The 15417-nt window shown below is 68.1% G+C and carries 13 protein-coding genes; 8 read left to right on the top strand and 5 right to left on the bottom strand.

Annotation, left to right across the window (positions count from 1 at the left end; translation table 11 throughout):
• Positions 1–15 precede the first annotated feature (15 nt).
• Both G020_RS0107595 and G020_RS0107590 read left to right on the top strand, forming a co-directional pair.
• Positions 16–399 carry a DUF302 domain-containing protein gene (locus G020_RS0107595; RefSeq protein WP_024329176.1) on the top strand — a complete coding sequence of 128 codons (384 nt, stop codon included), beginning with the start codon at positions 16–18 and terminating at the stop codon, positions 397–399.
• Positions 399–1844, top strand: coding sequence for an FAD-dependent oxidoreductase (locus G020_RS0107590; RefSeq protein ID WP_024329175.1), 1446 nt, complete (start codon positions 399–401; stop codon positions 1842–1844). Before G020_RS0107595 ends, G020_RS0107590 begins: the two co-directional genes overlap by 1 nt.
• A gap of 40 nt (positions 1845–1884) precedes the next feature.
• On the opposite strand, the gene glgB is transcribed toward G020_RS0107590, so the two are convergent.
• Entirely contained in the window at positions 1885–4098 is a 2214-nt protein-coding gene (gene glgB, locus G020_RS0107585; protein WP_024329174.1) for a 1,4-alpha-glucan branching protein GlgB, read from the bottom strand.
• Between the two features lie 90 nt (positions 4099–4188).
• On the opposite strand from glgB, the gene glgC reads away from it, so the two are divergent.
• Genes glgC through malQ form a run of 3 tightly spaced genes read left to right on the top strand, consistent with a single transcriptional unit; the run spans position 4189 to position 8719 of the window.
• Entirely contained in the window at positions 4189–5454 is a 1266-nt protein-coding gene (glgC, locus tag G020_RS0107580; RefSeq protein ID WP_024329173.1) for a glucose-1-phosphate adenylyltransferase, read from the top strand.
• Positions 5444–7231 carry a glycoside hydrolase gene (locus tag G020_RS0107575; RefSeq protein WP_024329172.1) on the top strand — a complete coding sequence of 596 codons (1788 nt, stop codon included), beginning with the start codon at positions 5444–5446 and terminating at the stop codon, positions 7229–7231. Before glgC ends, G020_RS0107575 begins: the two co-directional genes overlap by 11 nt.
• Before the next feature lie 3 nt (positions 7232–7234).
• Entirely contained in the window at positions 7235–8719 is a 1485-nt protein-coding gene (gene malQ / locus G020_RS0107570) for a 4-alpha-glucanotransferase (RefSeq protein WP_024329171.1), read from the top strand.
• Between the two features lie 105 nt (positions 8720–8824).
• On the opposite strand, the gene G020_RS0107565 is transcribed toward malQ, so the two are convergent.
• The 4 genes from G020_RS0107565 to mtgA form a co-directional block, all read right to left on the bottom strand.
• Positions 8825–9418 (bottom strand): hypothetical protein, encoded by a 594-nt coding sequence (locus tag G020_RS0107565; protein WP_018947668.1) that lies wholly within the window; start codon positions 9416–9418, stop codon positions 8825–8827.
• A gap of 176 nt (positions 9419–9594) precedes the next feature.
• Positions 9595–10281, bottom strand: a complete 687-nt coding sequence (locus tag G020_RS0107560; RefSeq protein WP_024329170.1) for a zinc metallopeptidase — start codon at positions 10279–10281, stop codon at positions 9595–9597.
• Positions 10282–10367: 86 nt separating this feature from the next.
• Positions 10368–12680, bottom strand: coding sequence for a mechanosensitive ion channel domain-containing protein (locus G020_RS0107555; protein WP_024329169.1), 2313 nt, complete (start codon positions 12678–12680; stop codon positions 10368–10370).
• A gap of 60 nt (positions 12681–12740) precedes the next feature.
• Positions 12741–13475 carry a monofunctional biosynthetic peptidoglycan transglycosylase gene (mtgA, locus tag G020_RS0107550; protein ID WP_029681238.1) on the bottom strand — a complete coding sequence of 245 codons (735 nt, stop codon included), beginning with the start codon at positions 13473–13475 and terminating at the stop codon, positions 12741–12743.
• Positions 13476–13687: 212 nt separating this feature from the next.
• Here mtgA and G020_RS0107545 point away from each other — a divergent pair, with 212 nt between their 5' ends.
• From G020_RS0107545 to scpB, 3 genes are all read left to right on the top strand, one after another.
• Complete coding sequence (locus G020_RS0107545) at positions 13688–14017, top strand: hypothetical protein (RefSeq protein WP_018947672.1); 330 nt, start codon at positions 13688–13690, stop codon at positions 14015–14017.
• On the top strand, positions 14010–14396 hold the full coding sequence (locus G020_RS0107540; RefSeq protein ID WP_024329167.1) for a thiol-disulfide oxidoreductase DCC family protein: 387 nt from the start codon (positions 14010–14012) through the stop codon (positions 14394–14396). The genes G020_RS0107545 and G020_RS0107540 overlap by 8 nt, the downstream gene beginning before the upstream one ends.
• Positions 14397–14728: 332 nt before the next feature.
• Complete coding sequence (gene scpB / locus G020_RS0107535) at positions 14729–15412, top strand: SMC-Scp complex subunit ScpB (protein WP_024329166.1); 684 nt, start codon at positions 14729–14731, stop codon at positions 15410–15412.
• Positions 15413–15417: the final 5 nt, after the last annotated feature.

The raw sequence follows: 15417 nt of genomic DNA, 5'->3' as shown, positions 1-15417 counted from the left end.
CCCGGAGGAGACATCATGCTGGAAACCACCACCAAACTCGATGCCGAAGCGGCCGTGGCCGCCCTGAAGGAGGCCGTGGAGGCGCAGGGACTGCGCGTGGCCGGAGAAATCAACGGCCAGGCCAATGCCGCGATGATCGGGGCCGAGGTCCCGGTCGACCGTATCCTCGAGGTCTTTCATCCGCGCTATGCCCTGCGCGTGTGGGAGGCCTGCAAGCCCGCGGGGATCGACATCCCGCTGCGCATCCATGTCTGGAGCGACGGCGAGCAGCTGCATGTAACGGCGCGGCGCCCGTCGGAGGTCTTCGCCCCCTGGGGCAGCGCCGACCTGGATGCCCTGGGCGAGGAACTGGATCCGCTGTGCGAGGCCATTGTCGCCAGTCTGCCGGAGGTTGCGTGATGTCTGCTGAAGCCGAAACCGAATATCGACGCTACATCTGCCGCGTGTGCGGCTACATCTACGACGAGGCGAAGGGCGACCCGGACTCGGGTCTGCCACCGGGGACCCGGTTCGAGGACATCCCGGACGACTGGTACTGCCCGGACTGCAACGTCACCAAGGCCGATTTCGACCGTTTGCAGCCGCGTGCCGAGGACCCGGTCGAGGCACAAGCGGCGCAGGCCTGGCGCACCCCGCTGGCGGATGACCCGGATGCGGTGGTGGTCGTCGGCGGCGGCATGGCCGGCTGGGCGATGGCCGAGGAACTGCGCGCCCGCGACCCGGAGCGCAGTATTCGTCTGGTGACCGGGGATCGCGGCGATTATTACACCAAACCGCGGATCTCCACGGCCTGTGCGCGCGGCGTGGACCCGGACGACCTGATGGAGGAATCCGGCATGGCGCGGGCCGCGCGCCTGGGCGTCGAGCTGCTGCCGCACGTGCGCCTGCTGGACATCGACCGTGAACGCCGGCGCCTGATCACCCCGCGCGGCGGCATTCCCTACGGCGATCTGGTGCTGGCGACCGGCGCGAGCCCGATACGGCTCGACATCCCGGGTGACGGACCCCCGCCGCGGGTGGTGAACACCCTGGATGACTACCGCGCGCTGCGTGCGGAACTGCAACCCGGGGCCCGCGTGGCGATCGTGGGCGCGGGGCTGGTCGGCAGCGAGCTGGCCGATGATCTGACGGCCGGTGGCTATTCGGTGGATCTGATCGAGATGGCCGAGCGCCCGCTGGCGCGGCTCGCGCCGCCCGAGCTGGGGGATGACCTGGCGGCTGCACTGGCGCAGCGCGGGATCGCCCTGTACACCGGGACCTCGGTGGCTTGTCTGCATGCCGTGCCGGCGCCGGGCGAAGGTCCCGTGGCGTCCCGGCTGAAACTGGCCGGTGGCGAGACCCTGGAAGCGGACGTCGTGATTACCGCCCTCGGTTTGCGGCCGAACATCGACGTGGCTGTCGGGGCCGGCCTGGACTGCGGGCGCGGCATCCGGGTGGACGCCACGCTGGCGACCTCCGATCCGGCGATTCGCGCCCTCGGGGACTGCGCCGAATACGACGGCGTCCTGCGCCCCTACGTGGGTACGCTGCGGGCCCAGGCGGAAGTGATCGCGGATCGCCTGGCCGGGGGAACGGCGCGCTATGAACCGGACGCCGGAACCGTGCAGGTCAAGACCACCAGCGTGCCGATGCAGGTCTGCCCGCCGTCGGCCGCGGATGCGGCCGCAGGTGAGTGGGTACTCGTGGAGGGTGATGCCGGTGGCCGCCGGATGGACTTCCATGCCGACGGCCGCCTGGCGGGCTTCGCTCTGTCCGGGGCCCTGACCCGCGAGGCCGGGCCGATGGAGGCCCGGCTGGGCGACCCGGTGACGCAGCCGGAAGTTCGCGCGCGGATGGCGTCCTGACGGACGCCTCTCGCCCGGGCCCCCGGCGGCGCCCGGGGCTTCAGCCTCCGGTCGGTTCCAGCAGCAGGGCGGTCAGCGGCGGCAGGTCCACGTGGAGGGTGGCCGGCTGGCCGTGATACGCCTCGGTCGTGGCCTCGCACTGCAGCGGGCCGCGCGAGGCACCGCCGTAGAACTCCGAGTCGGTGTTCAGCATGACCCGCCAGGTCCCGGAACGCGGGCTCGGGATCGGGTAGGCGCTGCGTTCCACCGGCGTCAGGTTGAGGATCACGATGCGTTCGTGGCCCTCCACGTCACGGCGCACGAAGCTGAGCACCGAATTGTCGGCGTCGTCGGCATTCAGCCAGGCGAAGCCATCGGGCTCGAACTCGCGACCGTACAGCGCGGGCTGCTCGCGATACACCCGGTTGAGGTCCTTCACCAGCTGCTGCAGGCCCTGATGCAGCGGGTACTGCAGCACGTACCAGTCCAGTTCCCCGGCCTCCGACCACTCGGTTCCCTGGCCGAACTCCTGGCCCATGAACAGCAATTTCTTGCCCGGGTACAGCCACTGCCAGGCGTACAGCAGGCGCATGTTGGCATGCTGCTCCCACTCGTTGCCGGGCATGCGCCCGCGCAGGCTGCGCTTGCCGTGGACGACCTCGTCGTGCGAGAAGGGCAGCAGGAAGTTCTCCGAATAGGCGTAGATCTGCGCGAACGTGAGCTGACTGTGGTGGTAACGCCGGTGGATCGGGTCCATGCCGAAATACGTCAGGGTGTCGTGCATCCAGCCCATGTTCCACTTCATGGTGAAGCCCAGCCCGCCCATCGACGGCGGCCGGCTCACGCCGGGCCAGGCGGTGGATTCCTCGGCGATCATCACCACGCCGGGGTGGCCGGTCTGCACGGTCTCGTTGACGTCGCGCAGGAACTCGATCGCCTCCAGGTTCTCGTTGCCGCCGTGGATGTTGGGGATCCACTCGTGATCCTCGCGGTTGTAGTCGAGATAGAGCATGGAGGCGACCGCATCCACCCGCAGGCCGTCGAGGTGGAAGTCCTCGATCCAGCACAGCGCCGATGACAGCAGGAAGTTGCGCACCTCGGGACGGCCGTAGTTGAAGATCAGCGTGCCCCATTCGCGGTGCTCGCCGAGGCGCGGGTCCTCGTGCTCGTACAGCGCGGTGCCGTCGAAGCGGGCGAGGGCGAAGTCGTCGCGCGGGAAATGCCCCGGCACCCAGTCGAGGATCACCCCCAGACCGGCCTGGTGGGCGGTGTCAACGAAGCGGCGGAAGTCGTCCGGGTCGCCGAAACGCGAGGTGGGCGCGAAGAAGCCGGTGGACTGATAGCCCCAGGAGCCGTCGAACGGGTGCTCGGTGACCGGCAGCAGCTCGAGGTGGGTGAAGCCCATGTCGCGGGCATACGGCACCAGGCGTTCGGCGAGTTCGGCGTAGTTCGGCCAGTCGCCGTCGGGGCTGCGCTGCCAGGAGCCCAGATGCACCTCGTAGATGCTCATCGGCCGGTGTTTCCAGGCTTCGGGATCCCGGTTGTCCATCCATTCGCGATCGTTCCAGGTGTAGCGGCTCCGGGCGAGAACGCGGGAGGCGGTCTCGGGACGCACCTGATAGGCGGCCGCGTAGGGGTCGGACTTCAGGCGCAGCTCGCCGGTGTCACGGTTGCGGATCTCGTACTTGTAGAGCGTCTCCGGACCCACCCCGGGGATGAACAGCTCCCAGATGCCGCTGGAACCGTGCACGGTCATCGGGTGGCAGCGCCCGTCCCAGTGGTTGAAGTCGCCGACCACGCTGACGCGCTCGGCCGCCGGCGCCCATACGGCAAAACGCACGCCGTCGATCCCGTCGCGGGTTTCGCAGTGCGCGCCGAGCATGCGGTGAGCGTGCCAGTGGCGGCCTTCGCCGAACAGGTGGCGATCGAAATCCGGGATGTTGGGGGCAAAGCTCCACGGGTCGATGACGCTGACGATCTCCTTGTGGCCGGCCGGACGCCAGCGCAGCTCCGGATGCTCCGCCAGCTTGCGCGAGGCGCCCTTCCAGACGAACAGCCCGGGGGTGTCGGTGGTGTCCATGGGCTCAGGGGGGGCCTCGGGCTCCGGGACCAGCCAGACCTCGTCGGCCTGCGGGAACCAGGCGCGATAGCAGGTGGTCTGGCGGTTAAGGGCGTGGGCCCCCAGGACCGTGTGTGCGTCGTGCAGACGGGCCTGCGCCAGACGGCGGATTTCATCCGCGACTTCCGTAATGCAATTGTTCCGGTCAGTTGTCATACTCGAGGCATCCGGTTCACGTAGAGTGGAGCCGGTCAACGGAATCCGCGGGGAAACCCGCAACCAGCAGCTTTCTGCAAGGATGGGCCTATGAACCCTCAGCCGCAACGGTTCGTCAGCCGACTGACCCGGGAAACCCTGGCATTGGTGCTCGCCGGAGGTCGCGGGTCGCGACTCAAGCAACTGACGCTGTGGCGGGCCAAGCCCGCCGTACCCTTCGGCGGCAAGTTCCGCATCATCGATTTCCCGCTGTCCAACTGCATCAATTCCGGGATCCGCCGGGTGGCGATCCTGACCCAGTACAAGGCGCATTCGCTGATCCAGCACATCCAGCGCGGCTGGAGCTTCCTGCGCGGCGAGTTCGGCGAATTCATCGAACTGCTGCCGGCGCAGCAGCGCATCGAGACCTCCTGGTATTCGGGGACTGCCGACGCTGTCTACCAGAACGTCGACATCATCCGGCAGCACACCCCCAGTTATGTGCTGATCCTCGCCGGCGATCACATCTACAAGATGGACTACGGACAGATGATCGCCCAGCACGTGGAAAGCGGGGCCGACATGACCGTGGGTTGCCTGGAGGTGCCGAAGGAGGAGGCCACCGGGTTCGGTGTGATGGGCGTGGATGCCGAGGGGCGCGTGACCTCGTTCGAGGAGAAACCCGACGATCCGGCGACCATCCCGGGCAGCGAGACCCATTCGCTGGCCTCCATGGGGATCTACGTCTTCAACCGCGATTTCCTGTTCGAGCAACTCATTCAGGATGCCGACGACACCTTCTCCAGCCACGATTTCGGCAAGGACATCATCCCCCGCATCATCGAGAAACACCGCGTGATGGCCTATCCGTTCCGCGACGAGGCCGGCCAGCGTCAGGGTTACTGGCGCGATGTCGGCACCATCGATTCCTACTGGAAGGCCAACCTGGAGCTCATCGGCGTGACCCCCGAACTCAATCTGTACGACAGCGAATGGCCGATCTGGACCTACCAGGAGCAGCTCCCGCCGGCCAAGTTCGTGTTTGATGACGATGATCGCCGTGGCATGGCGATCGACTCGATGGTCTCCGGGGGCTGCATCATCTCCGGCAGCCGGGTGCGGCATTCGCTGCTGTTCTCCAGCGTGGAGGTCAGCGCCTGCGGTGAGGTGGAGAACTCGGTGATCCTGCCCGACGTGCAGGTGGGCGAAAACGCCGTGATCCGCAACGCAGTGATCGACAAGGCCTGCCGCATCCCGCCGGGGACCGAGATCGGACTGGACGACGAGGCCGATGCCCGCGATTACTACGTCTCGCCCGGGGGCGTGCGTGTGGTGACCCCGGAGATGCTCGGCCAGGCGCGTCACCATGTCCGCTGAGCGCGCCTCGAAGGCCCTCGCCCGCGTCCCGCACAAGCTGGACGTGGTCCTGTGCTGGCACATGCATCAGCCGCAGTACTTCGACAGCGGGCGCAGGGAGTACGTGCTGCCGTGGACCTATCTCCATGCCCTGAAGGACTACACCGACATGGCGGCTCATCTGGAGGCCTGCCCGCGGGCCCGGGCGGTGGTGAATTTCGCACCCATCCTGCTGGAGCAGATCGCCGACTATGCCGAACGCGTGGATCGGGCGCTGAAGTCCTGTGAGCCCGTCGGGGATCCGGTGCTGGACATGCTGCATATGGACATTGTCCCGGTGGAGCCGGACCAGCGCCGCGAGATCATCCGCGCCTGCCTGCGTGCCCATGCACCGCGCATGATCGATCCGTTCCCGCTGTTCGCGTGCCTGGCGGCAATCGGTCGGCAGGCGCTGGAGGATGACCTCCTGCTGGCGCATCTGGACGGGCGCTTCTTCCAGGACCTGGCCACCTGCTATCACCTGGCCTGGACCGGCGAGACCGTGCGCCGCGCGCGGCCCGAACTGCAGGGCTGGCTGAAGGCCGAATCCGGCTTCGAGTCCGGGGTGCGTCGACGCCTGCTGGAGATCCTGCGCGACGAGCTGCACAACGTCATCCCGCGCTATCGCAAGCTCGCCGAGCAGGGGCGGGTGGAGCTGTCGTTCACCCCTTACGCGCATCCGATCATGCCGCTGCTGCAGGATCTGACATCGGCCCGTGAGGCCATGCCCGAGGCCGAACTGCCGGAGGCACCGGCGTATCCGGACGGGGAAGCCCGGGTGCGCTGGCACATCGAGCGGGGCCTGGAGGTGTTCGAGCAGCACTTCGGCATGCGCCCGACCGGCTGCTGGCCGTCCGAGGGCAGCCTGAGCGAGGCCACCATCCGCCTGCTGGACGAATACGGCCTGCGATGGACGGCCAGCGGCCAGGGTGTGCTGGGCAACAGCCTGGAAGCCGCCGGCAGCGCACCGGACGCGGAGGACAACGGCAACGGGGAGGGCGAGGGCGAGGAAGACGGGCCCCGCGACCTGCAGGGCTGGCTGCATCGCGGGTACCGCCTGCGCGATACCGACATCGCCCTGTATTTCCGCGATGACGGGCTGTCCGACGCGATCGGTTTTCGCTATGCGGACTGGCACGCTGACGATGCGGTGGCCGATTTCGTGCATCACCTCGGGAACATCGCCGAGGTTGCTCCGGCCGGCAGCGTCGTTTCGGTGGTCCTCGATGGCGAGAACGCATGGGAGTACTACCCCGAGAACGGCTTCTATTTCCTCAGCGGGTTGTACCAGGCCCTGGCGCAGCACGAGCGGCTCAACCTGTGCACCTTCGACGACGTGTGCGCCCATGCGACGACTTCCGGGGGTGCGGCGCCTGTCGAGCTCCCGTCCTTGGTTGCCGGTTCCTGGGTCTACGGGACGTTTTCCACCTGGATCGGCGATCCCGACAAGAACCGCGGCTGGGACCGGCTGATCGAGGCCCGGAACGCGGTGGATGCTGCCGTGGCGGCGGATCCTTCGCTGGATACCCCGGAGCTGCGCGAACAGCTCGCGATCTGCGAGGGGTCCGACTGGTGCTGGTGGTTCGGGGCCTACAACCCGGCGGGTTCGGTGAGCGATTTCGAACAGCTCTATCGGCGCCACCTGGCGCGGCTGTACCAGCTGGCCGGACTGGCGGTGCCCGAGGCCCTGGACGAGGTGCTGTCGGTGGGCGGCGGCGATCCGGCTGCCGGAGGGACCATGCGGAAAGGGCAGGACTGATTGATGGAAGAAACGCAGCATTCCAATCCGCTGCTGCAGCGCCGGCGTGCCGGCGTGCTGCTGCACCCGACCTCGCTGCCGGGCCCGCATTCGGTGGGGACCCTGGGCGACGAGGCGTTCCGGTTCGTCAACTGGGCGGCCTCGGCGGGTTTCACCCTGTGGCAGGTCCTGCCGCTGCACCCGGTGCAGAGCGACGGCTCTCCCTACGCCAGCATCTCGGCCTTTGCCGGTGATCCGCGGATGATCGATCCGGCGCGGCTGGCGGAGGCGACCGGGATCGTCGATGACGGGCGGGCGGTCGAGGAACTCCTGGAACGGGCCGGTGCCGCGGTGGCGCGGGAAGAGCATGCCCTGCATGCGGCGTACCGCGTCTTTCTGGAGGAGCAGGGGCCGGTCTGGCTGGACGATTTCGCGCTGTTCTGCGTGATCCGTGCGCGCCACGACGATCGCCCCTGGTGGGAATGGGATCCGGAACTGCGCGATCGCCAGCCGGAGGCCCTGGCGCGGGTGGCCCGCGAAGAAGCGCAGGCGCTGGAGCAGGTCCGCTTCGTGCAGTTCGCGTTCGCCGATCAGTGGCGCGCACTGCACCGCCACGCGAACGACTGTGGACTGCTGCTGCTGGGGGATATGCCGATCTTCGTCGCCCATGACTCCGCGGACGTCTGGAGCCACCGGGATCTGTTCGATCTGGATGAGCGCGGGCAGCCGCGCACGGTCGCCGGGGTCCCGCCGGATTACTTCTCCGAGACCGGACAGCGCTGGGGCAATCCGCAATACCGCTGGGACCGTCTGGCCGAGACCGGCTATGCCTGGTGGATTCGCCGCGTTCGGCGTGCGCTGGAGACGGTGGATGCCCTGCGCATCGACCATTTCCGTGGTTTCGAGTCGAGCTGGGCGATCCCGGCCGAGGAGCCGGATGCCATCCGGGGCTACTGGTTCGAGGGGCCGGGCGCGGCATTCTTCGAGGCGCTGGGCGACGAACTCGGGTACCTGCCGGTGCTGGCCGAGGATCTGGGGGTGATCACGCCGGAGGTCACCGCGCTGCGTGAACGGTTCGACTTCCCGGGTATGCGGATCCTGCAGTTCGCGTTCGAGGGCGGCGAGGCCAACCCGTACCTGCCGGCGAATCATGACGAGATGAGCGCCGTGTATACCGGCACGCATGACAACGACACCACCGTGGGCTGGTTCGCGTCACTGGATGAACCCATGCAGCTGCACGTGCTGAATGTCCTGGGGGAGCCGGAAGATGCGGCCGATACCATGCCCTGGCCACTGATCCGCACGGCGTACGCCTCGCCGGCGCGTATCGCGATCCTGCCGATGCAGGACGTGCTGGAACTGGATGCCGGGCACCGGATGAACCGGCCCGGGACGGTGGAGGGTAACTGGGACTGGCGTTTTGACTGGGAGTGGGTGCCCGGGGAACGTGCCGGCGAGATGCGGGCACTGGCCGAGGCGCACGGGCGCCTTCCGCCCGACTCCTGAGCTCGCGGTCCCCGCGGGGAATCCCACGGGCCGCAATGAAAAAGGCCCGGTCCTGAGAGGACCGGGCCTTGCTGGCTGCCTGCGAGTTCGCCTGCGAGCAGGCTCCTACTGCTGGGGCGCCATGCCGGGCGCGCCACCGCCACCCCCGGGCTGCTGTTGCTGCATCATTTCCTGCTGCAGGGCTTCCATGCGCTCGATGACATCGTCAATGTCGGCGTTTTCCGCACGCATGGCGCTCATCAGGTCTTCCCGCAGGGATTCCTGGGCGTCCAGGATCTCCGGATCCTCGGCCACGGCCTGCTGGGCTTCCTGCAGGTTGCGCTGCGCCTGCTGAACGTCTTCGGACTGGATCAGCTGCTGGCGTTCTTCCGCGCTCAGGTCGGGATCACGCAGGCCTTCCTCGGCGGATTCCAGGGTGTCCAGATCGGAACGCGGTTCAAAACCGGCGGCTTCCATCTTGTCGAGAACCAGCTCTTCCAGTTCCTCGCCCTTGCGCTCCAGCTCGGGGTTGTTTTCGATGGCCTGCTGCTGGGTCTGCGCGAGGGTCTGCTGGAGTTCCTGCATCTCCACCTGGGGGCCGCCCTGCTGTTGCTGGCCGCCCATGCCCTGGCCCATGCCCTGGGCGTGGGCCATGCCGCTGGCCAGTGCGAGGACCGCGGCGGCGGTCAGGCCGATGATCGACCGGGAATGTTTCTGCATCGTACTGCTCTCCTGAAAGGATGTCTCTTGCCACTCTGAAGGCGAGTGATGAACCACAGCTTAACAGCCTCGAGGGCCGGGTGTCGGCCCGCCAACGGGGCATGATGCCGGCTGTGGCGGTGGTGGAGAGACCGCGCAGGAGGCCCTTGCGTTCCATTGGCGGGCGACTCGCCCGATCAGCGCCGCAGGTAGCGGAACCACGAGGCGATGTTCAGCAGACTGGCGAGTGACTGGGCGAGATAGGTATACGCGGCCGCGCGCAGGATACGCTCTGCGTGGCGGTAATCCGGTTCGTGCAGGTAGCCGCCCTCGCGCAGCATCGGCATCGCCCGACGGAAACTCGCGTCCAGTTCCGTGGGCAGGGTCACGAAATGGACCAGCGCCGCCATGCCCATCGACAGCACGCCGGCCAGGAAGAACAGGATGCCCGGCGCCGGGTGGCGGGTGATCAGGGTGATGATCGGGATGCCGATCATCAGGATCGCGCCCAGCCGCTGGGCGTGACGGGTGGCGGCCACCAGGGTGCCGCGCAGCTGCAGCGGGCGGTAGCCCCGTGCGTGCTGCACCGCATGGCCGACCTCGTGGGCCGCCACGGTGACCGCGGTCAGCGAATGGCCGTGATAGTTCTCCTGCGACAGCCGCACCGTGCGGTCGCCGGGATCGTAGTGGTCGCCGTCTTTCGTGGTCTCCACGTCCACATGGGTCAGACCGTGGCGGTGCAGCAGATCGCGCGCCATGGCCGCGCCGCTGTAGCGGTAGCGGTCCTCCGGGCGGTGATATTTCTCCATCGTGCGTCGGACCCACCACCCGGGCAGCCAGGCGACGAGCAGCAGCAGCGGTATGACCAGGATCAGCAGACGCATGCCATGATCTTCGCCGGAGCGGCCCGCCGGTCCAAGAACCCCCGGCGGCCTGCGGGGCGTACACTGTCCGGCGGGTTACTGGCCGGTCACTCGTCGACCTCGTCGTAGTCGCCCTTGTGCTTCGGATTGGGGCGTGCCCGGCGGTCCCGCGAGTAATCGGTATCGTCGGTATCCGCTTCGGGCACGCGCCGCGATTCCAGTACCCGAAGGTTGGCGGCCGGCGCCGAGCCGTCCTTGTCCTCGCCGAAGTACAGCGTGGTGTGCGGGAACGGGATCTCGATGCCGGCGGCGTCGAAGTGGCGCTTGACCAGGCGGTTGAACGCGCGCCCCAGGCCGAACTGGGTGCCGGGCGCGGTCATGATCCGGATACGGATGTTGACCGAGGAATCGTCCAGCGCGGTGACTCCGTGCACCTCCATCTCGTCGAGTACGTTGGGGCCCTGTTCCGGGTCCTGCTTGAGCTCCTCGAAGGCCTCGCGCAGGCGGACGATGACCTCGTCGATGTCCTCGCGATAGGCCACCCCGTACTCGCCCACGTGGTAGGCGTATTCGCGCATGTAGTTGGAGACCGCATCCACCGAGGAAAACGGGATCAGGTGGTAGGTTCCGGCAAGATCGCGCATCCCGAGGGAGCGGATGGTGAGCTTCTCCACCGTGCCGGTGATGCCGGTGACGGTGATCACGTCGCCCACGTTGATGGCGTTCTCCAGCTGGATGAACACCCCGGTGATGATGTCCTGTACCAGCTTTTGCGCGCCGAAGCCGATCGCCAGGCCGAGCACGCCGGCGCCGGCCAGCAGCGGGCCGATGTTCATGCCGAGCTCGGCGAGGACGATCATCAGCGTGAACACCAGCAGCGCGATGGCGACCGCATTGCGGAAGATGGTCAGCAGCGTCTGCTCGCGCGCCGTGGGTTCGCCGTTGCCGGTATTGGGGTTGAGGCGGTGCTCGATCCAGCTGGCGAACACCAGCCACACCAGTGCCGCACCGAGCAGGATCAGGGCGACGGAGATGGCGGTGCCCAGGATCAGCGTGCCCGCACCCGAACGCACCCAGTCGAACAGGTTGAAGGCGCCCCAGCCGTCGGCGATGACCGCGAGCACGATCAGCAGGATCACCAGGCGCATGGTCTTGAGTGCCTTCGGTACGTAGGCATTCAGGCGCGTTTCCAGCAGCGGGAACTTTTCCCGCGTTTCTTCGGGAAGGGCGATTCTGCGCCCGATGATCTGGGTCAGAAGGGTCGCCACGAAGAAGCCGACGAACGCGGCGATCAGAGTCTGCAGGGTGGCCGTGGCCATGAACGGCAGTGCGTCTTCGGGCCGCACGACGCTGACCACCGTCAGGGCGAGGAAGTACAGCAGCGCCAGGACGTGCCAGAAACGGGCCAGCAGGCCGGTGGTGATGCGGGTGAAGGAGAAATACGAACGGTTCGCCAGGACCATCAGGCGGCCGTGCACCCGCTGGCGGTTCTGCAGGATGATGGTCGCGGCGTACAGGAAGGCGGTCAGCATCACCAGCAGTCCCAGCGAGCGTCCGGCCTCCAGCGAGATGTGCAGGCTGGTCAGCGGGACCAGGAGCAGCAGGCCGTAGCCGATATAGGAAACGATGCGGGCCAGCCAGGCGTTCCAGTAGGCCGCTTCCTCGCCCTCCATGGGGAGCAGGCGCAGGCCCTGGTAACGGGTCGCGAAGATCAGCCGCAGCGCGGCGCGCGCCAGCTCGATGAGCAGGAACGCATTGAGGAACAGCGAATGCCGGGTCTCCATGGCGCCGGTTTCGCCGAGTACGAACAGCGCCAGCGCGTAACCCGCGATCCAGGCCAGAACCACGGCGACGAAATCGATGACCGCGGCCAGCCCGACTCCGGGAAGGGTGCGCAGCAGCCGGTACCGTTCTGCGGCATTGAGGACCCAGCGGTTCAGCCCCCCGAACATCGGCGAGACGGCGCGGCGCAGTACCCAGTAAACGATCAGCGTGAAAACCATCACGAGCGCGAGGTCCGTCACTGCCATGCCGAAGGCTATCGGTTCGATCGCCCGCAGCTGTGCGGCGGTGTCCTCGACGACCGTCCCCAGAGTACGGATCTCGGCGACGGCCCCCTCGGCCAGTCCCTGGGTCATGCGGGCGATGCGCCGCGGCAGGGCCACGGCTTCCTCGTCGGCGTTCTCCGGTGCAGCGTCCGCGGCGCCTTCATCCCCAGGGGTGTCGCTGGCCCGCAGGGTTTCCAGCAGCCGGTCGCGTGCCTCGGGATCCTCCAGCAGTTCGATCAGCGCGGCGTGTGTTTCGGCGGAGGACGGCGTCTCGTCCGCGACCGCCGAGCCCGAGACCAGCAGGGTCAGTGCGGTCAGCAGGAAGACGAGAACGGCCAGGAGGCGATGCGGGACGGGAAGTCGTGCGGGCACGCGGAACCTCGGACGGGTTGGAGGAAAGGCCTGCGAGTGTAAAGGTTACAGCGCGTCCCGCTAAAGCCCGGGCTCGCGCACGGGCCGCAGCCAGCCGGGGCCCAGCACCCGCATCTGTTCCTCGATCCAGGCGATGCGGCGCTCCAGACCTTCGCCCGGAGTGACCGGGTCGAGCCTTCCCGGTGACGGCAGGATGGCCGCCAGGCGTGCGGCCTGCTGCGGCGTCAGTTCGCTGGCGGGGACGTCGAAATAGTGCTGCGCGGCGGCTTCGATGCCGTAGATGCCGGCTCCCCACTGGGCCAGGTTGAGATAGACTTCCAGGATGCGTTCCTTGGACCACAGCACCTCCATGCCCACGGTCAGACCCGCCTCCAGGGCCTTGCGCAGCCAGGAACGCTCATGCCAGAGAAACAGGTTCTTGGCGGTCTGCTGGGTGATGGTCGAGGCTCCGCGCAGGCGTCCGCCGCGCGCGTGGTCGGTCAGGGCCTGGCGCACCGACGACCAGTCGAATCCGCGGTGCCGCGGGAAGCGCTGGTCCTCGGACGCGATCACCGCCAGCAGCACGGCGTCCGGCAGTTCGTCCAGCGAGCGCCACTGGGGGCGGTGCCGGGAGGCGGTCGCGCGGTCGGTGGCCGTGACCATCGCCATGCCGTAAGGTGGATCGACCCGGGCGAAATACAGCAGCACCGCGACCACCGCGGCCAGCACCAGCCCCAGCAGGGCGACGAGCAGCCACAAGAGGTAGTGCAGCGGCCCCGGTGGCCGGGCGCGGCGACGTCGACCCAGGAGCATCATCGCGGGCGCCCCTCCGCCATCGGGGTTTCGTGGTGGTTGTACCCGGAGTACCGTTTCATCGGAAGCAAGAATAGCGCAGGACAGGTCCGGCTGTGGCGAACTCCGCGACCTCCGCGCGGCCCAAGGATCACGGAGATCGCCATTCGCCGCGGATCACGCGACAGGCCGGCCGGACGCGTTCCGGCCCATCAGAGACAACAAGGAGGCGAGCCATGGAATACCTGCCGTATCGCTACACCAGCGGAAGCGGGGAGCAGCTGACCTTCGAGTTCGCGCTGCATCCCGAGACCGATTCGGCCGTGCGCGTGCAGCAGTTGCTGGATCGCGTGCTGACCACCGTGGATCACGAAGTGGCGGTGCTGGGTGACACCTGCAACGGTGATCTGTTGCAGGCGCTGGCGATGGCGCTGGCGGTGCGCACGGAAATGATCCCCGCCGACGGCGAGATGACCCGCGGTCTCGCGCGCGATGTGGTGGAGCGTGCACTCCGGGCGCTGCCCGAGGCGCGCCATGAAATGACCGGGCCCGTCGGCCATGCCTGACACGCGCGAACGGCCCGTGGTGTTCTTTGACGGCGGTTGCCCGCTGTGCCGCCGCGAGATCGGCCACTACCGGCGCCTGGACACGGCCGGCCGGATCGACTGGCGGGACATCCATGCGGACGCCGCGGCGCTGGAAGCCCGCGGCATCGCGTGGGAGGACGCCATGCGGCGCATGCATGCGGTGGATGAACACGGCCGGGTGGTGAGCGGGGCTTACGCCTTCGTCGCCACCTGGCGGCACCTGCCGTACTACCGCGTGGCGGGGGCGGTGCTGCATCGGCTGCCGCCGGTGGTCTGGCTGATGGACCGGGTGTACAACGTGTTCGCCCGTTCGCGCTGGCGTTCCCGCTGTCGCGACGGTGTCTGCCCGCCGCAGTGAGGCCCCGGTGAGCCGCGCGTCGCGAAGCTCTCTCCCCTCGTCATCGCGAGTCGCGCAGCGACGTGGCGATCTCCATCCGCAGCCACCTGTTCCTGCGTGCAGGCCATTTCGAGCGATTGCCGCGTCGCCTTCGGCTCCTCGCAATGACGGGGTAAGAGCTTCGGCTCCTCGCAATGACGGGGTAAGAGCTTCGGCTCCTCGCAATGACGGGATAAGGGCTTTGGCCCTCGCGATGACGGGGAGAGTGCTTCGCGATTTGCGCTTCCGGCGCATGCGGGGCGCGCCGCGACCGTTATAATCGGCGGTTCGTCCAGGCATGCCCGGGAGGGCCGATGTCCAGCAACGATGTTCCCGACCACGCCGGGCCTGCGGCGGAGCCGCCGGCACCCGACGCGCTGGAGCTGACCCTGGAGGCGGTTCTTTTTGCCGCCACCGAGCCCGTATCCCTGCGCGATCTGCGCGCCGCCTGCGCGGAATCGGGCGAGGTCGACCGCGCGTCGGTGGAGGCGGCGCTGGCGCATCTGGAGACGCGCTATGCCGACCGCGCGATCGAACTGGTGCGTTCGGCCGGCGGGTACCGTTTCCGCGTCCGGCCGCAGTACTCGGGCAGCGTGCGCGCGGCGCGGCCGGAACGCCCGCAGCGGCTGTCGCGCGCGCTGCTGGAGACCCTCGCGATCATCGCCTATCGCCAGCCGGTCACCCGCGCCGAGATCGAATCGGTGCGCGGGGTGGCGGTCAGTTCAGGGATCATGCGCGGGCTGCAGGAACGGGAATGGATCTACGTGGTGGGGCACAAGGAGCTGCCGGGGCGGCCGGCGCTGTACGGCACCACCCGCAGCTTCCTCGACGACCTCGGACTGCAGGCCCTGGACCAGCTACCGCCGCTGGACGAGATCCGCGATCTGGCCGACGTGGCCACCGACGCCGGGCTGTCACTGGCGACCGACGAGGCCGACGATGACGGCGACGGGGAGGGGGACGCAGCGGAAGCCGGCGAATCCCGGGAACCGTCCTGATCAGC

Source organism: Thioalkalivibrio sp. ALR17-21 (genome assembly GCF_000420185.1).
Lineage (GTDB): Bacteria > Pseudomonadota > Gammaproteobacteria > Ectothiorhodospirales > Ectothiorhodospiraceae > Thioalkalivibrio > Thioalkalivibrio halophilus.
This window is presented reverse-complemented; position numbering and strand designations above follow the sequence as displayed.